Annotated in this window: 20 protein-coding genes and 1 pseudogene; 12 read left to right on the forward strand and 9 right to left on the reverse strand. The window is 72.1% G+C overall.

Annotated elements, in window-relative coordinates; translation table 11 throughout:
• Positions 1 to 24 precede the first annotated feature (24 nt).
• On the forward strand, positions 25 to 1,353 hold the full coding sequence (gene gcvPA / locus DVK06_RS06425; RefSeq protein WP_121599708.1) for an aminomethyl-transferring glycine dehydrogenase subunit GcvPA: 1,329 nt from the start codon (positions 25 to 27) through the stop codon (positions 1,351 to 1,353).
• Complete coding sequence (gene gcvPB / locus DVK06_RS06430) at positions 1,353 to 2,783, forward strand: aminomethyl-transferring glycine dehydrogenase subunit GcvPB (RefSeq protein WP_121599709.1); 1,431 nt, start codon at positions 1,353 to 1,355, stop codon at positions 2,781 to 2,783. Before gcvPA ends, gcvPB begins: the two co-directional genes overlap by 1 nt.
• Before the next feature lie 30 nt (positions 2,784 to 2,813).
• Here gcvPB and DVK06_RS06435 read toward each other — a convergent pair whose 3' ends face one another.
• Positions 2,814 to 3,716 carry a helix-turn-helix domain-containing protein gene (locus DVK06_RS06435; RefSeq protein ID WP_121599710.1) on the reverse strand — a complete coding sequence of 301 codons (903 nt, stop codon included), beginning with the start codon at positions 3,714 to 3,716 and terminating at the stop codon, positions 2,814 to 2,816.
• Between the two features lie 195 nt (positions 3,717 to 3,911).
• On the opposite strand from DVK06_RS06435, the gene DVK06_RS06440 reads away from it, so the two are divergent.
• From DVK06_RS06440 to DVK06_RS06460, 5 genes and pseudogenes are all read left to right on the forward strand, one after another.
• The gene (locus DVK06_RS06440; RefSeq protein WP_121599711.1) at positions 3,912 to 5,138 is read left to right on the forward strand and encodes a threonine synthase; all 1,227 of its coding nucleotides are present in this window, start codon (positions 3,912 to 3,914) and stop codon (positions 5,136 to 5,138) included.
• Positions 5,139 to 5,166: 28 nt separating this feature from the next.
• Positions 5,167 to 6,126: pseudogene (locus DVK06_RS06445) on the forward strand (NADP-dependent phosphogluconate dehydrogenase); the annotation flags it as partial.
• 104 nt (positions 6,127 to 6,230) lie between these two features.
• Positions 6,231 to 7,019 (forward strand): winged helix-turn-helix domain-containing protein, encoded by a 789-nt coding sequence (locus DVK06_RS06450; RefSeq protein ID WP_121599713.1) that lies wholly within the window; start codon positions 6,231 to 6,233, stop codon positions 7,017 to 7,019.
• An 82-nt stretch (positions 7,020 to 7,101) separates the two neighbouring features.
• Positions 7,102 to 7,446: a DUF5802 family protein gene (locus tag DVK06_RS06455; RefSeq protein WP_053771055.1), complete on the forward strand. Its 345-nt coding sequence runs from the start codon at positions 7,102 to 7,104 to the stop codon at positions 7,444 to 7,446.
• Positions 7,447 to 7,866: 420 nt separating this feature from the next.
• Positions 7,867 to 8,775: a Vms1/Ankzf1 family peptidyl-tRNA hydrolase gene (locus tag DVK06_RS06460; RefSeq protein ID WP_053771054.1), complete on the forward strand. Its 909-nt coding sequence runs from the start codon at positions 7,867 to 7,869 to the stop codon at positions 8,773 to 8,775.
• A 30-nt stretch (positions 8,776 to 8,805) separates the two neighbouring features.
• Here the strand turns inward: DVK06_RS06460 and DVK06_RS06465 are convergent, their stop codons facing one another.
• The 5 genes from DVK06_RS06465 to DVK06_RS06485 all read right to left on the reverse strand — a co-directional run bounded on the left by DVK06_RS06465 (position 8,806) and on the right by DVK06_RS06485 (position 10,819).
• Entirely contained in the window at positions 8,806 to 9,198 is a 393-nt protein-coding gene (locus tag DVK06_RS06465) for a rhodanese-like domain-containing protein (RefSeq protein WP_121599714.1), read from the reverse strand.
• On the reverse strand, positions 9,198 to 9,524 hold the full coding sequence (locus DVK06_RS06470) for a cupin domain-containing protein (RefSeq protein WP_121599715.1): 327 nt from the start codon (positions 9,522 to 9,524) through the stop codon (positions 9,198 to 9,200). Before DVK06_RS06470 ends, DVK06_RS06465 begins: the two co-directional genes overlap by 1 nt.
• A gap of 47 nt (positions 9,525 to 9,571) precedes the next feature.
• Positions 9,572 to 10,105, reverse strand: coding sequence for a cob(I)yrinic acid a,c-diamide adenosyltransferase (locus tag DVK06_RS06475; protein ID WP_121599716.1), 534 nt, complete (start codon positions 10,103 to 10,105; stop codon positions 9,572 to 9,574).
• The gene (locus DVK06_RS06480; protein WP_121599717.1) at positions 10,102 to 10,341 is read right to left on the reverse strand and encodes a glutathione S-transferase N-terminal domain-containing protein; all 240 of its coding nucleotides are present in this window, start codon (positions 10,339 to 10,341) and stop codon (positions 10,102 to 10,104) included. Before DVK06_RS06480 ends, DVK06_RS06475 begins: the two co-directional genes overlap by 4 nt.
• A 79-nt stretch (positions 10,342 to 10,420) precedes the next feature.
• Positions 10,421 to 10,819 (reverse strand): thioesterase family protein, encoded by a 399-nt coding sequence (locus DVK06_RS06485; RefSeq protein ID WP_121599718.1) that lies wholly within the window; start codon positions 10,817 to 10,819, stop codon positions 10,421 to 10,423.
• A gap of 109 nt (positions 10,820 to 10,928) precedes the next feature.
• Here DVK06_RS06485 and DVK06_RS06490 point away from each other — a divergent pair, with 109 nt between their 5' ends.
• Complete coding sequence (locus DVK06_RS06490) at positions 10,929 to 11,408, forward strand: Lrp/AsnC family transcriptional regulator (protein ID WP_053771048.1); 480 nt, start codon at positions 10,929 to 10,931, stop codon at positions 11,406 to 11,408.
• 9 nt (positions 11,409 to 11,417) lie between these two features.
• Here DVK06_RS06490 and DVK06_RS06495 read toward each other — a convergent pair whose 3' ends face one another.
• Positions 11,418 to 12,434, reverse strand: coding sequence for an amidohydrolase family protein (locus DVK06_RS06495; RefSeq protein WP_121599719.1), 1,017 nt, complete (start codon positions 12,432 to 12,434; stop codon positions 11,418 to 11,420).
• 264 nt (positions 12,435 to 12,698) lie between these two features.
• Here DVK06_RS06495 and DVK06_RS06500 point away from each other — a divergent pair, with 264 nt between their 5' ends.
• The 4 genes from DVK06_RS06500 to DVK06_RS19715 all read left to right on the forward strand — a co-directional run bounded on the left by DVK06_RS06500 (position 12,699) and on the right by DVK06_RS19715 (position 17,998).
• A complete protein-coding gene (locus DVK06_RS06500) occupies positions 12,699 to 14,186 on the forward strand; it encodes a proton-conducting transporter membrane subunit (protein ID WP_053771046.1) in 1,488 nt (495 codons plus the stop codon).
• Positions 14,176 to 16,638: a DUF2309 domain-containing protein gene (locus DVK06_RS06505; protein WP_121599720.1), complete on the forward strand. Its 2,463-nt coding sequence runs from the start codon at positions 14,176 to 14,178 to the stop codon at positions 16,636 to 16,638. Before DVK06_RS06500 ends, DVK06_RS06505 begins: the two co-directional genes overlap by 11 nt.
• Before the next feature lie 261 nt (positions 16,639 to 16,899).
• Positions 16,900 to 17,697 carry a ZIP family metal transporter gene (locus DVK06_RS06510; protein ID WP_121599721.1) on the forward strand — a complete coding sequence of 266 codons (798 nt, stop codon included), beginning with the start codon at positions 16,900 to 16,902 and terminating at the stop codon, positions 17,695 to 17,697.
• A 211-nt stretch (positions 17,698 to 17,908) separates the two neighbouring features.
• The gene (locus tag DVK06_RS19715) at positions 17,909 to 17,998 is read left to right on the forward strand and encodes a hypothetical protein (protein ID WP_342764964.1); all 90 of its coding nucleotides are present in this window, start codon (positions 17,909 to 17,911) and stop codon (positions 17,996 to 17,998) included.
• A 54-nt stretch (positions 17,999 to 18,052) separates the two neighbouring features.
• Here DVK06_RS19715 and DVK06_RS06520 read toward each other — a convergent pair whose 3' ends face one another.
• Both DVK06_RS06520 and phoU read right to left on the reverse strand, forming a co-directional pair.
• Positions 18,053 to 18,397, reverse strand: a complete 345-nt coding sequence (locus DVK06_RS06520) for a hypothetical protein (protein ID WP_121599722.1) — start codon at positions 18,395 to 18,397, stop codon at positions 18,053 to 18,055.
• A gap of 155 nt (positions 18,398 to 18,552) precedes the next feature.
• On the reverse strand, positions 18,553 to 19,227 hold the full coding sequence (gene phoU, locus DVK06_RS06525; protein ID WP_121599723.1) for a phosphate signaling complex protein PhoU: 675 nt from the start codon (positions 19,225 to 19,227) through the stop codon (positions 18,553 to 18,555).
• Positions 19,228 to 19,329: the final 102 nt, after the last annotated feature.

Raw genomic sequence — 19,329 nt, forward strand, 5'->3', positions numbered from 1 at the left:
CCGCGGACGAGGCGAGACGCACCGATGAGCCGGGCGAACGGCACGCCGTACGCGCCCCACACCGACGAAGAGACCGCGGCGATGCTGGCCGAGATCGGCGTCGACGACGAGGAGGCCCTGTTCGACATTCCCGACGCCGTCGGCTTCGACGGCGAGTTCGGCATCGAACCCCGGACGGAACGCGAGATCCGCGACGAGTGCGCGCGGATGTTCGCTCGGAACGACGACCTGACCGAGTTCCTCGGCCGGGGACACTACGGCCACTACGTCCCGAGCGTCGTCGACCACCTCGCGGACCGCGCCGAGTTCCTCACGAGCTACACCCAGTACCAGCCGGAGGTGTCCCAGGGGTTCCTCCAGGCGCTCTTCGAGTACCAGTCGATGCTGGTCGAGCTGACCGGCCTCGACGTCGCGAACTGCTCGATGTACGACGCCGCGACCGCGCTCGGCGAGGCCGCGACGCTCGCGGACCGCGTCCGGTCGACCTCGGGCGACACCGTCCTCGTCCCCGAACAGCTCCGCGACGGGAAGCGGGCGGTGCTGGAGAACTACTGCGACGGCGCCGACCTGACCGTCGAGACGTACCCGATGGCCGACGGGACCGCCGACGTCGACGCCCTCGCGGACCGCGCGGGCGACGACGTGGCGATGCTGTACGCCGAGAGCCCGACCGTCCGTGGCTGTATCGAGGAGCGGCTCGCGGCGATCGGCGACCTCGCCGACGAGACGGACGCGCTGTTCGTCCTCGGCTCGGACGTGGTCGCGCTGTCGGTCCTCGAGTCGCCGGCCGCGGTCGGCGCCGACGTCGTCGTCGGCGAGGCGGGGTCGCTCGGGCTGCCGACCGCCTACGGCATGGGGCTGGGGATCTTCGCGTGTAGCGACGACTTCCTGCGGCAGGTCCCCGGCCGGCTCGTCGGCGCGAGCGAGGACGCCGACGGCGACCGCGCGTACACCCTGACGCTCCAGACCCGCGAACAGCACATCCGCAAGGAGCGGGCCACCTCGAACATCTGTACGAACCAGGCGTGGGTCGCGCTCCGCGCGGCGATCCACGCGGCGACGCTCGGGCCCGACGGGCTCGTCAACCTCGCGAACGACTGCGTGCGCGAGGCCGCCGACCTCGCGGACCGGATCGACGGCCTCTCCGGGGCGAAGGCGCCGGTCCACGACCGCCACCACTTCCGGGAGTTCGCGGTGCGCGTCGACCAGCCGGCGCCGGCCGTGGCCGAGGACTTAGAGACCGAGGGGTTCGCGGTCCACGCGATCGGCGACCACCTGCTTCAGGTGTGCGTCACCGACCTGAACGCCGGGCGGACGGACGGGCTCGTCGCGGCCTTCGAGGAGGTGCTCTGATGATCCACGACCAGGCGAACTACGAGCGAGAGGGGGAGGGCGTCCGCGAGCCGCTGCTCTCGGAGAAGGGCCAGGAGACGGTCGACGTGCGCGAGGACTCCCCGCTCCCCGACGACCTCACCCGCGAGGAGCTGACGCTGCCGAACCCCTCGGAGCCGGAGACGGCGCGCCACTACACCCGGCTCTCGCAGATGAACTGGGCGATCGACGCGGGGCCGTACCCGCTCGGGAGCTGTACGATGAAGTACAACCCCAAGTTCACGGAGGACGTGGCGGCCGACCCGAACGCGGCGATCCACCCCGACCGCTCCGCGCGCTCCGCGCAGGGGAACTTGGAGCTCCAGTACCGGCTCCAGGAGGCCCTCGCCGAGATCGGCGGAATGGACGCCGTGACGCTCCAGCCCCCTGCGGGCGCCGCGGGCGAGCTCACGGGCATCCTCGTCGCGAAGGCGTACCACGAGCACCACGGCAACGACCGCTCCGAGGTCGTGATCCCGGCGTCAGCCCACGGGACGAACTTCGCGACGGCCGCGACCGCGGGCTACGACGTGGTCGAGCTGCCCTCCGGCGACGACGGCCGCGTCGACCTGGAGGCGCTGGAGGCGGCGGTCGGCGAGGACACCGCCGCGCTCATGCTGACGAACCCGAACACCGTCGGGCTCTTCGAGCGCGACATCGCGGAGATAGCCGACATCGTCCACGACGCCGGCGGGCTGCTCTACTACGACGGCGCGAACCTCAACGCGCTGCTCGGGCGGGGCCGCCCCGGCGACATGGGGTTCGACGTGATGCACTACAACGTCCACAAGACGTTCGCGACCCCCCACGGCGGCGGCGGCCCGGGCGCCGGGCCGGTCGGCGTCGTCGACGAGCTGGCGCCGTTCCTCCCGGCCCCGCGGGTGCGCGAGACGAACGGCGGGAAGGGGTACGAGCGGTTCCAGCCCGAGCACACGATCGGGAAGGTCCACGGCTTCGCCGGGAACTGGCTCGTGGCGATCAAGGCGTACGCGTACATCGCGCGCCTCGGCGACGAGGGGCTGGCGGACGCGGCCGCGAAGGCCGTCCTCAACGCCAACTACCTCGCCGAGCGGATCGACCTCGACGTGCCCTTCGGCCCGTTCCACCACGAGTTCGCGGCGACGGCGGGAGACCGCGACGCCGCCGACGTGGCCAAGCGCATGCTCGACTTCGGCGTCCACCCGCCGACGACGAAGTGGCCGGAGATGGTGCCGGAAGCGATGCTGACCGAGCCGACCGAGATAGAGGGGCAGTCCTCCCTCGACGACCTCGCGGAGGCGTTCAACCTCGCGTACGCCGACACCGACGAGGCGCTCGACGCGGCGCCGAGCCGGACCGCCGCGAGCCGGATCGACCAGGTCGGCGCCGCGCGGAACCCGCGGCTGTCGTGGCAGGCACTCGACGGGGAGTAGTCGCCGCGACCGACGCGACGACCGCGGGGCTCAGGGCTCGGTCGCCGCGGACCGAACCGGCTCCTCGCGCTCGGCCGCGTCGAACTCCTCGCCGTCGAGTTCGTCGCCGGCGCGCTCGGCCGCGTCGAACTCCTCGCCGTCGAGTTCGTCGCCGGCGCGCTCGGCCGCGTCGGACTCCTCGCCGTCGAGCGCGGCCGTCTCGGTGGGAACGTTCTCGCCGGCCCCGCCGTCGACGTCTCCGGCCTCCGACGCCGAGAACGGCCCTCCGCCGTCGACGAACCGACGCATCACCCGCCCCTCCGCGCGGTGGAGCGTCTCGCTACAGGTCGACTTCGCGATGTCGTTCGCCGCCGCCAGCTCGGTGAGGGTACACCGCCGCGGAGTGTCGTAGTAGCCGCTCTTGACCGCCTCGAAGACCAACTCGCGCTGCGCCTCCGTGAGCGTGCGCTCCGGCTCGTCGCTCCCGGTGGCGGCGACGCCGACCGTCACGCCGTCGGCCGCGAGCCGTCGACCGAACGCCTCGACCCGGTCGCGGTCGCCGACGACGCTCACCGCCGCGCGGCCGTCGACGACCTCGACCGCCGCCGCTATCGGGAGGCCGACCGCCCGCGCCGCGGGGAGGTACGCGGGCGCGCGGCCGACGACCCGGAGCGTGCGAACGTCCCCTCGGCGCTCGACCGCCGTCGCGCGGTCGACCCGGTCGTGCTCGCGGAGCGCGGCCTCGACGCGGTCCCTGTCGGTGCCGCCGACGCGGACGGTCGCGGCCGCCGTCAGGTCCTCCTCGGTCGCCGTCAGGCCGTCGTCGTCGGTCGCCGCCGAGCCGTCGACCGCGATCGTCTCCGCGACCCGGAGCGTCGCCGCGGGGACGCGTCGGGACACGTCCCCGAGCCACGATCCGGTCGGGAGGCCCAACCGCAGTTCCGTTCGGCTCATCGGTTCCACCTCGCTTCCCGCGGCGGATCGAACGCGGTCGCTGGAGCGAGCATCTCCCGTGGAGGTACGGCTACGGTCCCCCTCGGCGTACCCCTTCATTCGTTTCGAGCATAAGTACCCGCGACTGCGACGCCGAATGCCTCGGATCGCGCCGCGACCACAGCACCGAAGTCCCCGGCACGCGAGCCGCAGCGCATGAAGACGACAGACGCGTTCATCGGCCTGACCTGCGTCGACTGCGGCGAGACGTTCGACGCGGAGACGGCGACGCACCGCTGTCCCGACTGCGACGGTATCCTCGACCCCGAGTACGACTACGACCGGATCGACCTGACGCCGGAGGCGCTCGACGCCCGACCGGACGGGTCGATGTGGCGCTACGACGAACTGCTCCCGTTCCCGGCCGAGGCGGCGGTGTCGCTCGGCGAGGGCGCCACGCCGCTCGTCGAGTGCCCGGCGCTGGCGGACGCGATGGGGGTCGGCCGCGTCCTCCTGAAAGACGAGGGCGCGAACCCCACGGGGACGTTCAAGGACCGCGGGCAGGCGGCCGCGATGACGGCGGCCCGCGAGCACGGCGCGGCGGAGGTCGCGCTGAACAGCGCCGGCAACGCGGGGCAGGCGGCCGCCGCGTACGCGGCCCGCGCGGACCTCGACGCGCACGTGTTCCTCCCCTCCCGGGCGGGGTTCACCCAGAAGGCGATGACGGAGGTCCACGGCGCGGACCTCACCGTCACCGACCCCGTCGACGGCAACTCGCAGATCGGCGACGCGGGGCGGGCGTACGCCGAGGCGATGGACGAGCACCCCGAGTGGTACTCGACGAAGACGTTCGTCACGCCGTACCGCCACGAGGGGAAGAAGACGATGGCGCTGGAGCTGTTGGCCCAGCTCGACTGGGAGGCGCCCGACGCAGTCGTCTACCCGACCGGCGGCGGCGTCGGGCTGGTGGGGATGCACAAGGCGGCCCGCGAGGCGCGCGACCTCGGCTGGACCGACGGGCTGGTCCCGATGTACGCCGCGCAGGCCGCGGGCTGTGCCCCGATCGTCCGCGCCTACGAGTCGGGGGCGGACCGCCACGAGCCGCTCGCGGACGACGAGGTCGACACGGCCTGTAACGGGATCGCGATCCCCGACCCGGGCGCGAGCCACCTGATCCTCGACGCGGTCCGCGAGTCCGACGGCGGGGCGGTGGCGACGACCGACCGCGAGATCCTCGACGCCGCGATCGAGGTCGCGCGGAGCGAGGGGCTGGAGGTCGGCGCCACCTGCGCGGCCGCGGTCTCCGGGGCGTTCGCGCTCGCCGAGTCCGGCGAGTTCGGCCCCGGCGACACCGTCGTCCTGCTGAACACCGGCGCGGGCAACAAGGACGTGGACGCGCTCCGCGCGCACCTCGGGGAGCGAGAGGCCGAGGCGGGCGAATAGCGCCGCGGCGGGCAGACGGGCGAGGAACCGAACCGGAACCACTACGGCGGGCGGTCGCCACCCCTCGCGCATGGAACTCGGGGTCATCGGACTCGGTCGGATGGGGCAGATCGTCGCGAACCGGTCGCTGGAGGCGGGCCACGACGTGGTCGCGTTCGACCTCTCGGCGGAGGCGACCGCCGAGGCGGCGGCGAACGGCGCGGAGCCGGCCGACTCGGTCGCGGACCTCTGCGAGCGGCTGGACGGGTCGGGCGAGGCCGACGGCAAGCGGATCTGGCTGATGGTGCCCGCGGGCGACGCCGTCGACGCCACCCTGGCGGACGTAGAGCCCCACCTCGACGGCGACGACGTCGTCGTCGACGGCGGGAACTCCCACTTCGAGGCGTCGGTCCGTCGCGCCGAGGCGACGGACGCCGCCTACCTCGACTGCGGGACCTCCGGCGGCCCCGCGAGCGCGGAAGCCGGGTTCTCCCTGATGATCGGCGGCCCGGAGTGGGCCTACGAGGCGATGGTCCCGGTCTTCGACGCGGTGGCCACCGGCCCGGACGGCCACGACCGCATGGGCGAGTCCGGCTCGGGCCACTACGTGAAGATGGTCCACAACGGCGTCGAGTACGCGCTGATGCAGGCGTACGGCGAGGGGTTCGAACTGCTCACCGACGGGCGCTACGACCTCGACATGGAGTCAGTGGCCCGCACCTGGAACAACGGCGCCGTGATCCGCTCGTGGCTGCTGGAGCTCTGCGAGGAGGCGTTCCGCGAGGAGGGCTCCGACCTCGGCGACGTGGCCGACCACGTGGCCGGTGGCTCGACGGGGACGTGGACGGTCGAGGAGGCGCTCGAACAGGAGGTGCCCGTCCCGATCATCTACCAGGCGCTCGCGGAGCGGTTCGACTCGCGGAACGAGGGGCGGTTCTCCCGGCGGCTCGCGAACCGCCTCCGGTACGGGTTCGGCCGCCACGAGGTCGCGCGGCGCGACGACGCGTAGCCGTCCCGGCGCGCGCGGCGCCGCGCCGCGCGCCGGTGCCCGCACGCGGCGAGACCTCTTCCTCGAACGACACGTATTACTGAAGGCTGTCCGATAGTTCACTCGTGCTCGACCTCGCCTTCAGTCGTCGGCAGTACCTCGTCCGCCTCGCAGACGGGCCCGCGCGGATCCGGGACCTCGTCGACGCGTTCGAGCACTCCAGGTCGACGGTCAACCGCGCGGTCCGGGCCCTCGAAGCGGACGGGCTCGTCGAGCGCGGCGCGGACGGCTACGAGGCGACGTACGCCGGCCGGATCCTCCTAGACACCGTCGACGAGGCGGTCGCGGTCGCGGAGGCCGTCGAGACCGCGAACGGCGTCCTCAACGAGCTCCCGTCGTCGCCGCGGAACCACCGGTTCTTCGCGGACGCCGAGGTGGTGACGATAGCCGGGACGCCGCCGGCGACGGTGCTGTCCCGGCTTCAGCGCGTCGTCGAGGCGGCCGACCGGCTCCGAGGGGCATCGATCGCCGCCAACGACGAGCGGTTCGTTTCGACGCTGTACCGCCGCACCGTCGTCGAGGGGTCGCTGGAGCTGTCGTACGTCCTGACGGAGTCGGTCGCGGAGTACCTGGCCGCGGAGAGCCCGGAGCAGGCGCGCTCCATCGTCGAGGCCGGGGTGGAGGTGAGCGTCGTCACCGACCTCCCGTTCGCGTGGTACCTGAGCACCGTCGAGGGGCGGACGACGGCGTACCTCGCGATCCACGGCGATAGGGGCAACTTCCTCGGGTACGCCGCGAACGACGACCCGGACGCCGTGGCGTGGCTCGCCGACCTGTTCGAGGCCGAGCGCGGGCGCGGCACGCCGTTGGCCGCGTACTACCGAGCGAACGACGGCGACGTGCTCGCTCCGTAGCGGACGCCACCGCCGAATCTCAGCGCGCGCGAGTCGCGGGAAACGCTTATATCCCGTCATGGCAGAGAGTAGCACGCATAGTATGTTCGAGCGATTCTCGAGCGGCTACTACCTGGGGGAACTGTACGTGGAACCCCACGGCGGCGAGCGCGCCGTCATCCAGCGGGCGGACCACGAGCACGTCAACGAGCAGCTGTACGCGGACGGCGAGGGGGTCGAGCGACTCGACGCCCCGCTCGTCATGAAGGTCGGCGGCGGCCACATTCCGGTCGCCGGCGACGACGACGTACCGAGCGGGACGCTCGCGATTCCCCGGGAGCTCGCCGACGAGACGCTCCCGGACCGCCGGAACGTGCTGTTGGCGGACGCGGACCGCGCCGAGAAGCTGCTGCGCTGGGAGGGCTGGGAGCCGTTCGTGAACGCGTGATACGCGAGAAGTGACTCCGGATTTCCCGTCGATCGTAGCTGCTGTTTATAACTAGCCGGTCAGAGAGGGGTGGAGAACGTTCTCGAGTCCTCGGCCGCTCAGCTATGAGTGACTGCTGACGGTAGAGCGGCGAACACCGCCAAATTACCAACCGCTCGCTTATAATAAGCGTCAGCAGCTCGGCCGTGAACACCGCCTCCCGGCTGCTCCTTTGAGTCCCGCCCCGCACGGCACCGCAACCGCGCCTCACACCTCCCCAGCCTCGTCGCTGGCGGCTGGCGCCGCCAGCGACTCCCTCGCGCGTGCGACTCGCGGCCGCCGAGGGCGGCCGCTCGCAGGCACGCGCCACGGCGTCGTTCGGTTACGAATAGGTGCCGCCGCAGGCGCACCTTTTAGGTCGCAGGGGATCGCCGATTCGGTATGATCGACAGGCTGCTCGGGCGCGCCGAGCTGAAGGAGCGCATCGAGGAGTTAGAGGAGGAGAAGCGGCACCTCGAACGGCGCGCGGAGGCCGAAGAGGAGCGCCGGTCCGACGCCGTCGCCGACCGCCAGCGCGCCGAGGAGCGCGTCAACGAGCTCGAACACCGGATCGAGTCGCTAGAGGAGCGGCTGGAGCGCGCGGAGGGGACCGAGGCGTCCGTCGAGTTCCGGCGCGTGAGCGACCTGCGCGGACCGAAGCTGACCGACGCGCTCGACCGCTTCCGCGCCGTCGAGAGCGACGACCCCGAGGGGCTGTTGACCGCGTTCGTCCCCGACGCCGACTCCGTCCCGGCGACCGTCGCGGACTGGTTCGGCGAGCGCGCGGCGCTCGTCCGGCGCGCGGCTCCGGCCGTGGTCCTCGCCGACGACACCGGCGCGGTGAGCGTCGCCCTGACCCCGCCGATAGCGCCCGACCCGTTCGACCGGTGGAGCGACCGCTTCCGGCTCGACGAGTCGTGGTTCCGCCCGACCGGCCGGTTCGCGTTCGCGCTGGTCCGCTCGGACACCTTCGCCGTGGGCACCTACGAGGGCGCCGATCGGGTCGCCTTCGAGGGGTTCGCCAGCGACGTGAAGGAGGCCCACTCGAAGGGTGGGTTCTCGCAGGGGCGCTTCGAGCGCCGCCGCGAGGGACAGATAGACGACCACCTCGACCGGGCGACCGAGGCGCTCTCCGAGGTCGCCGACGCGAACGACCTCGACCGCGTGATCGCCGTCGGCGAGCGCAGCGTCCTCGGGCGGGTGCGCGACCGCGCCGACGTCACCGACGTCTCCGACGCCACCGGGAAGCCGGAGGCGGCGCTCGACGACGCGTTCCGCGACTTCTGGCGGGTTCGGGTTCGCGCGGTCTGAGAAGCCCGGTCCCGGGGCGGTCGGGCCGCGTCAGAAGGGCGACGTTGGGTCTTCGTCGGCGCCGTCGTTCCCCTCGGGCGCCGGCGACTCGGTCAGCTCGCCGACCGCTTCCTGCCACCCCTCGATTCCGCCGCGGAGGCTCTCGACGCGCGCGTCCTGCGTGCCCTCGTAGGTCCCGATGAGCTGGGCCGCCTGCTGGCTGGCGACGCCGTGGGGACAGACGGTGACGATCCGGTCCGCCCCCTCCAGCTCCGCGACCCGGCTCGTCAGCTCCGGGAAGGGGATACACTCGCTGTCGGGGAGGTGGCCGCGGTCGAACGCGCGCCGATCGCGGATGTCGACGATACGCAGCGACTCGTCGGGGGAGCCGTCGCCCTCGTCCAGCAGCGCCGACAGCGCCTCGGGATCGATTTCGCCGTCCATCAGGGGAGGGGTGCGATGCTGGCCGTGAGCACGACTCGCTCGTCGGTGTCGTTGCGGGCGCCGTGGACCGCGCCCCGCTCGTTCGGCACCACCGCGGGCGCCGCGAGCGCCGCCTCCTCGCCGTCGCGGACCACGGTCGGCTCCCCCTCCAGCACGTGGAACACGTTCGTGGCGTCGGCGTGTTCGTGCGGGTCGACCGCCGCGTCGGGGCCGAGGACGAACGCCTTCACGAGCACGTCGTCGGTCACCAGTAGCTCCGCCGTCTCGACCTCGCCGGGGCCCGGGTCGAGCCCGTCAACCGCCGCCGCGTAGCTGTCGAGCGTCATACCACCACCTCGCGAGGAACGGGGAAAAATCGCGCGCTCGGGGCGACTCAGTACGTGGGCGACTCCTCGGGCTCGCCGTCGCGCGCGTTGACCACCCGCCCGAGGGTGAAGAGGAGGTCGGAGAGCCGGTTGAGGTAGGTGACGACGGCCTCGTTTATCGGCTCCGAGCGCGCGAGGTCGACGACGCGCCGCTCCGCGCGCCGCACCACGGCGCGCGCGTGGTGGAGCGCCGCCCCCGCCTCGCCGCCGCCCGGCAGGATGAACGACTGGAGCGGCTCCAGCTCCGCGTCGAACGCGTCGATGCGGTCCTCGAGCTCCGCGGTGTGATCGCTTTCCACCTGCGGGTCGTCCGGGTCGGGGTCGGGGTTCGCGAGGTCCGCCTGGACGATGTGGAGGTGGTTCTGTATCGTCTCCAGCAGGTCGTCGACGTCGTCGTGGCCCGTCGGCCGGACCGTGCCGAGGAGGGCGTTCGCCTCGTCGACGGAGCCGTACGCCTCGATGCGGTGGCTCGACTTCGACACCCGGCTCATGTCCCGGAGGTCGGTCTCGCCCTCGTCGCCGCGGCCGGTGTAGATGCTCATGCGAGGGTCCTCTCGACGTACTCGACGATGTTCGCGCTCTCGGCCATCGTCACGCCGCGCTCCTCGTCGACGAGGACCGGGACGCCGCGCTGGCCGCTGACGCGCCTGACCTCGTTCCGCCGCGAGTGGAGCGCCTCCACCCACTCCGTCTCGTAGTCGACGCCAGCCTCCTCCAAGGCGTCGGCCGCCGTCTCGCACCAGGGACACCCGTCGAGGGCGTACAGTCGAACGCTCATACCGATCGATCCGTCCGCGGCGTCAAGAAGGTGTGCGTCCGGCGCGGATCGGCCGGCGGGACCCGGTCCCCCGAGCCCCTCAGAGGTCGTGGTACGACTCCATCTCGGCCCGGTGCTCCTCGGGGATCGGCGCCGGCTCTCCGGTCTCCGGGTCCAGCGCGACGACCGTCGCCTCGGCCTCCGCGGCGACCGCGTCGCCGACGCGGATCTCGTGGGTCATCGTCGCGCTCGACCGCCCCAAGTCGGCCAGTTCGACGGTGACCGTCACGGTTTCGTCCGGTAACTCGATCGGGCGACGGAAGTCGACCGACAGCGACGCCAGCACGGTCGACGACTGCGAGATGTCGATGTCGAGCACGTCGCGGAAGTATCGCGTCCGCGCCTGCTCGACGTACGTCGCGTAGACGGCGTTGTTGACGTGACCCAGCGCGTCGATGTCGCGGAACCGCACGTCGATGTCCACGGTGTAGGGCGCCATACCCGACCCACTGGCGGAGTCCGTATGTAGGCGTCGGGATCGGCGCGAGCGAGGCGCCGCCGGACGCCGCGCGCCAACGTATAAAACGACACGCGCCTATCGGCGGGGTATGGACAACGGCGCGATCGACGACGTCGACAGGGCGATCCTCTACGCGCTCCAGGCCGACGCCCGGAACACGTCGTCCGGGGACATCGCGGAGCGGACCGGCACCTCGGACAGCACCGTCCGCAAGCGCATCCAGCGGCTCGAGTCGGAGGGCGTGATCAAGGGGTACAGCGCCAGCGTCGACTACCAGCGGTCGGGGTACCCGCTCCGGATGCTGCTCTACTGCACCGCGTCGATCCCGGAGCGCGGCGAGCTCATCCCCGACATCCTGGAGATCGACGGCGTGGTGTCGGTCCAGGAGCTCGTGACGGGCGAGCAGAACCTGCTCGTGACGGTGGTCGGCGAATCGGACAGCGACATCACGCCCGTGGCGCAGGCGCTCCTCGACATGGGCGTCACGGTCGCCGACGAGGTGCTCGTGCGGACCCACGAGACGACCCCATTCGGGCGGTTCGACGCGGAGCGGCACGAGGGCGACTGACCGGGGCGGTCAGCCGACGACCCGCTTCACGTCCAGCCCGGTGGCGCGCCGAACGACCGCGCTGACCGGGTCGGCCGTCCCGGACATGTTGTCCGAGTCGCCGTCGAGGACGAGCAGCGCCGCCCGCCGCCCGGGCTCGACGACGCCGCAGTCGAGTCCGGCGATCTCGGCGCCGGCGGCGGTGGCCATCCGCAGCACCTCCCGGTCGGTGACGTCGAACCGCTTCGCGGCGGTCGCCATCTCGCGGAACATCGACGGCTGGTTCAGCATGACGTTGTCCGTGCCGAGCGCGACGGTCGCGTGGTCGACCAGGTCGCGCATCGGCGCCGTCCCGACGCCGAGGACCGCGTTCGCGCGCGGGCAGACCGCGACCGGAACGGACTGGTCCGCGACCCGTTCGAGGTGCTCCTCTTCGGCGTGAACCATGTGGACGAGCAGGTCCGGGTCCAGGTCGAGCGCCGGGTGGATGTCGGTCGCGTCGGGCTCACCGGCGTGGATCGCGAAGGGGACGCCGCGCTCCTCGCAGGCGGCGCGCTCGGCGGCGAAGTCGTCGTCGTTGGCGCCGGAGGCGCCGTAGCCGTCGGCCACGTCGAGCACCGCCGGGTCGCCGCTGCCGAAGATGAACGGGTCGACGCCCGTGTCTTCGGCCGCCTCGCGGAGTGCGCGCGCGCCCGGAAGACCCGACTCGCGGAAGTCCAGCGCGGAGACGGTGCCCGTCCGGCGCATGTATCGGAGAGTGCGGCGCATCGCCGACACCAGTTCGTCGCGGTCGGCGGCCGCCAGCCGGCGGTGTTTCAGGCTGTCCGGCGGCGCCACGGCCTCGTGGAGCGAGAGGCCGACGGCCGCCTCCTTCGCGACGGAGTCCCCGAGGTGGGTGTGCGCGTTGACGAACGCCGGCAGCACGACGTCAGTCGACTCCGTGGCCGTCTCCTCGACCGCCGCAATCCGCCCGTCCTCGACGACGACCCGTCCCCGGACCGGCTCGAACGACTCGCCGGCGAGGACGGTCCCCGAGAGTTCTTCCATACCGCCCCTCCGGACCGGGGGACGTTATGATTTCCTGAGTGGCGACGCCGGGCGGGCGAAAGTCGAGCGCGGCCGAAGGCCGGGCTCGTCCGCTGTGCGGTCGCGAGCCGATAAACATAATGTTCTTTAATTTGAGATCTGCGAACGAATTGTGAATACAGACAATTTTAATAGACGTTACGTTCTCTGAAGCAGGTAGATGCGACCGAATTCGGATCCGGGCGCGGTCCGGACTCCGGCGGCGGTCGCGTGACGGCTCGAACGATGTCAGGACGCACCTCGAAACGGACGGTCGGAGCGCTCCGGGAGACGGCGAACGCGTCGCCCGTTCCCGTCGCACTAACACGGCTCGCGTGGACGCTGTTCGCCGCGAGCGTCGCCGTCCTCGTCGCCCGACTCCGACTCGGCGGACCGTGGGAGGTCCCCGGCGCGGTCGCCGTCGACGGGCTGACCGTCCTGATGTGGGTGGTGGTCACGTTCTTCAGCGGGATCGTCCACAGCTACTCGCGCCGCTACATGGCCGGGAGCGCCCACGAGACCGACTTCTTCCTCGGCGTCTTCGGGTTCACGCTCGCCGTGATGGCGCTCGTCGCGGCCGACCACGTCGCGCTGTTCTGGACCTGCTGGCTGGCGATGGGGCTCCTGATGGCCCGGCTCGTCGGCACGGTCGACGGCTGGCCGCAGGCCCGCGCCGCCGCGAGCGTCGCCCGGCGTCACTTCCTCGCCAGCAGCGCGCTGCTCGGCGTCGCGCTGACGGCGCTGTGGCGGACGACGGGCGAGACGACCATATCCGGCGTCGCCGCGAGCGCCGACGCCCTCGGCGGGCCCGCGTGGCTCGTCGCCGGCGCCGCGCTCGTCCTCGCGGCGATGATCCAGTCGGCGCTGATCCCGTTCCACGGCTGGCTGCTCTCCTCGATGACCGCCCCCACGCCCGCCTCGGCGCTGATGCACGCCGGGTTCGTCAACGCGGGCGGGATCCTGCTGCTCCGCTTCGCGCCCGTCGTGACCGTCGAGACCGGGCTGATGCTCACTATCGTGGTCGTCGGCGCCGCGAGCGCCCTCGGCGGGAAGCTGCTCAAGACCGTTCGCTCCGACGTGAAGGGCGAACTGGGCTGCTCGACGGTCGGGCAGATGGGCTTCATGATCGTCCAGGCCGGGCTCGGCTTCTTCGGCGCCGCCGTCACGCACCTCATCCTCCACGGCTTCTACAAGGCGTACCACTTCCTGAGCGCGGGCGACGAGGTCGAGCGCGCGGCCCCGGGAGCGACCGGCCACGACGCCGGCGGTACGGGCGTCGTCGGCGCGGTCGTCGTCCTGCTGACGGGGCTCGCGGGCGGCGCGACGTTCGCGCTCCTGACGGGGAAGGGGACGAGCGTCGACACCGGGCTGCTGCTCGCCGGGTTCGTGACGCTCACGACGCTCCACGCGGCCCGGAGCGCCGTCCGGCAGACCGCCCTCTCGACGGCGGCCCGCTACGCGGCGGTCCCGCTCGTCGCGCTCCCGGCCATCGGCGTGTACGCGCTCGCGTATCGGGCCGTCTCGGGGGTCCTCTCCGGGCTCCCGCTCGTCTCCGCGCCGACCGAGCTGACCGCGGTCCACGCCGTCGTCGCCGTCGCCTTCCTCGCGGCGTACGTCGCGGTCGAGACCGGCGTCCACGAGCGGAGCGAGCGCCTCTACGTCGCACTGCTGAACGCGGGCCAACCGGCCTCGAACACCGTTCTGACCGCCACGGAGGAGTACAATGACAACTGAGACCGGTACCGACGACGCCGACGGCATCGAAGCGGAGATCGACGCGGCCGCGACCGCGGTGGGCTCGGTCTGGCCGGTCCACTCGTTCGTGACCGCGAACCCCCTCGCCGGCTTCGAGGACCTGCCGTTCGACGAGGCCGTGAGCCGGGCGGCGACCCTGCTCGGCGGCCGCGGCTACCCGCGCGCGGAGACGTTCCGGGCGGCCCTCGACGAGGGGCGGATCGACCCGGAGCGCCTCGACGCGGAGCTGACCGACCGGGGGTACGAGATGGACCCGGAGGCCGTGCTGGAGCGGCTGGCGGCGGCCGAGGACGCGGACGGGGCGAGCGGCGCCGGCGAGGCGGACGGCTCGGACGCGGGCGCCGACCGCGTCGACCGCGTGCTGACGAAGTGGCTCTCGGCGTTCCTCGACGAGGGGCAGGCCGAGTGGCCGATGCCGAACCGCGAGGCGGGGTTCTACGACGCGTTCCGCTCGGTGGCCCGCCACGACGACGAAATTCCCGACGACGGGCTCGTCGCCGACCTGCCGGCGTCGCCGACCGAGGCGATCGAGGCCGCGCTGGCGCCGTATCCCCGCGAACGGTGGGAGGCCGTCTTCGAGGCGCAGTTCGCCGCGCTCCCCGGGTGGACCGGCCTGCTCAAGCGGCGCGCCGACGACGGCGGCGCGTGGCAGTCCGCGTACCCGATCACGCTGACGGGGTACCTCGCGGCGCGGCTCGCGCTGGCGGACTCCCTCGAGGTCGACCTCTCGCCGCCCGAGACCGACGGGCCGGCGGTCGAGCCGAGCGACGAGATCGCCGACGCGTTCCTGAGCGCGTGGGAGGCGACGTACCGCGACGGGCTCGTCGAGCGCGTCGCCGCCGAGAGCGAGGCCCGCGGGGAGGAGCGCGGCGCGCGCGCCGACGGCGGCGCGTCGGGTCGCCCGGACGCCCAGCTGGTCTTCTGTATCGACACGCGCTCGGAGGTGATCCGCCGGCACGTCGAGGCGACCGGCGACTACGAGACGCACGGGTACGCCGGCTTCTTCGGCGTCCCGATGGAGTACAGCGGCTACGGCGCCGACGTGTCCGTCGACGCCTGTCCGCCGATCCTCGACCCGCAGCACCGCGTCGAGGAGGTCCCGACGGACGGCGCCGCGCGCAGGAGCCGCGACCGCTGGGGCGGCCTCGCGGAGGCCGCCGGCGAGGTGGTCGAGACGCTGCGGTCGAACCCCGCCACCGCGTTCAGCTTCGTCGAGGGCGCCGGGAGCGGGTACGGGCTCGCGCTCGCCGCGCGCACGCTCGTCCCCGGGCGGGTGCGCGACCTGCTCGGCGGCGCCGGCGGCGCGATTCCGGGCGACCACGAGTTCTGCGACCCGGGCGTCCACGGACACGACGCCGACGCCGAGGGGCTTCCGACGGGGCTGTCCCGCGACGAGCGGGTCGAGTACGCCGCGACCGCGTTCGAGCTGATGGGGTGGGAGTCGTTCGGCCGCCTGGTCGTCTTCACGGGCCACGCGGCCGAGACGGCGAACAACCCCTACGACTCCAGCCTCGACTGCGGCGCCTGCGCCGGCAACCCGGGCGGGCCGAGCGCCCGCGTGCTCGCCGCGATCTGTAACGACCCCGAGGTCAGGGACGGACTGCGCGAGCGCGGGATCGACGTGCCCGACGACACCGTCTTCCTCGCCGCCGAACACAACACGACGACCGACGAGGTGACGCTGTACGACCGCGACGTGCCCGACTCGCACGCCGCCGAGCTCGAACGGCTGCGCGCGGACCTCGACGCCGCCCGCGAGCGCGCCGCCGACGAGCGCACCGGCGGGGCCGCCGCGGGGGCGGGCGTCCGCGAGACCGAACGCCGCGCCGGCGACTGGGCCGAGACGCGCCCCGAGTGGGGGCTGGCCGGCAACGCCGGCTTCGTCGTCGGACCCCGCGATCTGACGGACGGCCTCGACCTCGACGGGCGCGCCTTCCTCCACTCGTACGACTGGGCGACCGACCCGGACGGCGACGCGCTCGAAGCGATCCTCGCCGGACCGATGGTCGTCACCCAGTGGATCAACGCGCAGTACTACTTCTCGACGGTCGACAACGCGGCGTACGGCAGCGGGTCGAAGGTGACGCACAATCCCGTCGGGAACGTCGGGGTCTACCAGGGCAACGGGGGCGACCTGATGACCGGCCTCCCGCTCCAGTCGGTCATGGCCGCCGACGACGAGCCGTACCACCTGCCTCTCCGGCTCTCGACGGTCGTCCACGCGCCGGTCGACCGCGTCACCGAGATCCTGGCCGACAACGAGTCGGTGGCGGGGCTCTTGGACAACGGCTGGCTGTCGCTGACGGTCGTCGACCCGACGCGGGACCACCGCGCCTTCGAGTACGAAGGTGAACTGACGTGGGAACCGACTCCCGAGGAGGCCGGAGCGGACGCGGAACCGAGCACGGCCCCCGCCGTGGCGGACGACTGAGATCACGGCCCGCTCGGCGAGGGTGCGTCGCCGATTACCTCTGGGTGTAATCCGCCGTGTAACCCCGTTCAAACCATCATCACGGCTGTTCCGCGGTCCGTAGGTGCGGGTCCGCGTCCGGTTTAGACACGTGTCCCGAAGTTTTATTAATTCAGGTAGTTTAGTTATTACTGTACAATAGTGACCGGAGACCATCACTCCCGAGTTGCGACGGATCGATCGACGGCCGTCCGGGAACGAGCCGTCGGAGCGACGGGACTAATGGCGCTCATACTCCTGTCGGTGGCAGCGATAGTCGACGGTGTTAACTGGAAGCTCGTGGCGGTCTCTTGGACCGCGTTCGCGGCGATGGCCGTCGGCGCACCGCTCGGAGCGCGTGCGGTGCGGAGCAGCAACCCCTTGGAGCCGGTCTGGGGGTACGGGCTGGCCAGCGGCGCGATGGTGACCAGCGCCGCGCTCTTCTTGATCCCCCAAGCACTCGGTCAGCACGGCCGGCTCGGCAGCCTCGGCATCGCGATCGGTTTCCTCGGCGGGTACGCCGGCCACACGGTCGGACACCTGTTCACACATCGGGAGCTGCCCGTCGATCGAACGACGGCTGAACTGACGGTTCACGCGCTCTCGGCCGGTGCGATCATCGGCGCGATCTACGCGGCGATGCCCTCGCTCACCTCCGTTCTCGGTATCGCGCTCGTCTCGCACAAAGCGCCCGCCGGGTACGCCGCGGCCCGTCGCCTCGCCGAGCGGGGGCAGTCGGTCGTCACCCTGCTGTTGCCCGCGGCAGCGGTCGGCATCGTGGCTCTCCCGGTCGGCATCGCCGGGGTTTCGCCGGAGAGCGGGCTTCGCGGGCTCCTGTTCGGCATCGCCGCCGGCGTGTTCCTTCACGTCGCCGTCGATCTGCTGCCGGAGTGTACCACCGGGAGCGAGACGTGCCCGGTCGACGCCGCGGACCACGACGCCGACGGTCACCGGCTCCGGGACCGGCTCCGCCGCCACGCCGTCCTGAGCTCGATCCTCGGCGGCGTCGCGGTCGTCGTGGCGTGGTGGGCCGCGGTCTGACGCGCGCCGAGGCCCTGACGGCGCCCGCCGCCGCCGACTGAGTTCCGCGGATCCCGGAGCGGCCGTTCCGGCCGGCGTTCGGTCCGGGACCGCGCCGGCTCATCGGGTCGCGAGCGAGAGCATCGAGGCCGGCCGACGCAGCGCGGGCGCGAGCGCGTCTTCGAGAAGGGCCACACGACGAGGACAGGACGGGAGCGGGTTCGGCCTCGCCATCGTCGAGCGCATCGTCGACGCGCACGGCTGGGACGTACGCATCGACGAGGGGGCCGCGGGGGGCGCCCGCATCGAAATCGTCACCTGAACGCCGGGTCGCCCCTCCCGAACCAGGGTCGGCGTTCGCAAGGGGAGAGCCGGTTCAGACGCCGGGCACCCCGAACGCGCTGATACCGAGCCCGAGAACGCCGTTCAGCACGGCGATGACGACCAGGGCGGCGGCCCACGCGACGAGTCCCATGACCGCCGCGTCCCTCCAGCCGCCGGGGTACCGCCAGTTGATCACCCACACCCACGCGACCAGCGCGACGACCGGACCGATCAGCGGGATCAGCGATCCGAGCGCCCAGGCGAGGGCGCCGAGCAGCGCCGTGACCACGGCGTGCGAGTAGTCGTCGACGCCCGCGACGATCCGACCGCTGACGTAGATGCCCAGGCCGCCGACCAGCAGCGCGACGACGAACGAGACGATTGCTCCGAGAACCATGCGTCGGACATCGCCGGTCTGACGGATATAACAGGGGGGCAGCGTCAGGCTCGGTGACAGGTTCCGAGCCGGCGGCGCGGACTGTGCCGGGTCGGTGACGGAGACAGCGGCCGGACCGTCGACGCGGCGGAAGATCGGAGGGGCCCGGGCGCCGGTCAGTACAGCAGAGCGTCGTCGTTCTCGATCATGTACAGCGACCGGGCCGCGATGTTGACCGCGTGGTCGCCGACGCGTTCGAGGTCGCGGATCGTGAGCAGGAGGCGCGAGACGTTCCGCATCGTCGCCTCCACGTCCTCCTCCTCGTGGAGTTCGTCGCGCTTGATGAGGTCGCGGACGACGAGGTCGCTCGCGGCCTCGCAGGCGGCGTCGAGGTCGTCGTCCGCCTCGGCGACCGCGTAACAGCGCTCGGGGTCCGACTCCGCGTAGGCGTCCATCGCCTCCTCCAGCATCGCCAGCGTGTCGTCGCCGATGCGCTGAACGTCGACGTCGGGGAACGCCTCGCGGTCCGCCCGCTTCGCGTACTCCCCGAGGTTCGTCGCGAGGTCCGCGATCCGTTCGAGGTCCGTGATGATCTTGAACGAGGCGGCGATGAACCGCAGGTCGCCCGCGACCGGCTGCTGTAACGCGATGAGGTCCGTACACCGCCCCTCCAACTCCAGGTAGCGGTCGTTGATCTCGGCGTCGCCGGCGATCACTTCCTCGCCTAACTCCTCGTCCTGCCGTTCGAGGGCGTCGAGCGCCTTGCGGAGGCGCTCGGCGACCACTTCGCTCATGTAGAGTACGTCGTCGCGGAGCCCCTCTAACTTCGTCTGGTACTCTTCGCGTGGCATCGTGTTGGCGTATCCGCCACGCCGGACGCACTAAAACACGTCGGCGGAGGCGACGCCGCGCGGTCCGGCGGCTCGGTCGAAGCGTTCAAACCCCGCGGCGAC

This window comes from Halorubrum sp. Atlit-28R, assembly GCF_003665955.1.
GTDB classification, from domain to species: Archaea; Halobacteriota; Halobacteria; order Halobacteriales; family Haloferacaceae; genus Halorubrum; species Halorubrum tropicale.

What these genes read in the sequence shown, in the direction of transcription:
- gcvPA (WP_121599708.1), top strand. Translation starts at nt 25, where the DNA reads ATGAGCCGGGCGAACGGCACGCCGTACGCGCCCCACACCGACGAAGAG.
- gcvPB (WP_121599709.1), top strand. Translation starts at nt 1,353, where the DNA reads ATGATCCACGACCAGGCGAACTACGAGCGAGAGGGGGAGGGCGTCCGC.
- DVK06_RS06435 (WP_121599710.1), bottom strand. Translation starts at nt 3,716, where the DNA reads ATGAGCCGAACGGAACTGCGGTTGGGCCTCCCGACCGGATCGTGGCTC.
- DVK06_RS06440 (WP_121599711.1), top strand. Translation starts at nt 3,912, where the DNA reads ATGAAGACGACAGACGCGTTCATCGGCCTGACCTGCGTCGACTGCGGC.
- DVK06_RS06455 (WP_053771055.1), top strand. Translation starts at nt 7,102, where the DNA reads ATGTTCGAGCGATTCTCGAGCGGCTACTACCTGGGGGAACTGTACGTG.
- DVK06_RS06460 (WP_053771054.1), top strand. Translation starts at nt 7,867, where the DNA reads ATGATCGACAGGCTGCTCGGGCGCGCCGAGCTGAAGGAGCGCATCGAG.
- DVK06_RS06465 (WP_121599714.1), bottom strand. Translation starts at nt 9,198, where the DNA reads ATGGACGGCGAAATCGATCCCGAGGCGCTGTCGGCGCTGCTGGACGAG.
- DVK06_RS06470 (WP_121599715.1), bottom strand. Translation starts at nt 9,524, where the DNA reads ATGACGCTCGACAGCTACGCGGCGGCGGTTGACGGGCTCGACCCGGGC.
- DVK06_RS06475 (WP_121599716.1), bottom strand. Translation starts at nt 10,105, where the DNA reads ATGAGCATCTACACCGGCCGCGGCGACGAGGGCGAGACCGACCTCCGG.
- DVK06_RS06480 (WP_121599717.1), bottom strand. Translation starts at nt 10,341, where the DNA reads ATGAGCGTTCGACTGTACGCCCTCGACGGGTGTCCCTGGTGCGAGACG.
- DVK06_RS06485 (WP_121599718.1), bottom strand. Translation starts at nt 10,819, where the DNA reads ATGGCGCCCTACACCGTGGACATCGACGTGCGGTTCCGCGACATCGAC.
- DVK06_RS06490 (WP_053771048.1), top strand. Translation starts at nt 10,929, where the DNA reads ATGGACAACGGCGCGATCGACGACGTCGACAGGGCGATCCTCTACGCG.
- DVK06_RS06495 (WP_121599719.1), bottom strand. Translation starts at nt 12,434, where the DNA reads ATGGAAGAACTCTCGGGGACCGTCCTCGCCGGCGAGTCGTTCGAGCCG.
- DVK06_RS06500 (WP_053771046.1), top strand. Translation starts at nt 12,699, where the DNA reads ATGTCAGGACGCACCTCGAAACGGACGGTCGGAGCGCTCCGGGAGACG.
- DVK06_RS06505 (WP_121599720.1), top strand. Translation starts at nt 14,176, where the DNA reads ATGACAACTGAGACCGGTACCGACGACGCCGACGGCATCGAAGCGGAG.
- DVK06_RS06510 (WP_121599721.1), top strand. Translation starts at nt 16,900, where the DNA reads ATGGCGCTCATACTCCTGTCGGTGGCAGCGATAGTCGACGGTGTTAAC.
- DVK06_RS06520 (WP_121599722.1), bottom strand. Translation starts at nt 18,397, where the DNA reads ATGGTTCTCGGAGCAATCGTCTCGTTCGTCGTCGCGCTGCTGGTCGGC.
- phoU (WP_121599723.1), bottom strand. Translation starts at nt 19,227, where the DNA reads ATGCCACGCGAAGAGTACCAGACGAAGTTAGAGGGGCTCCGCGACGAC.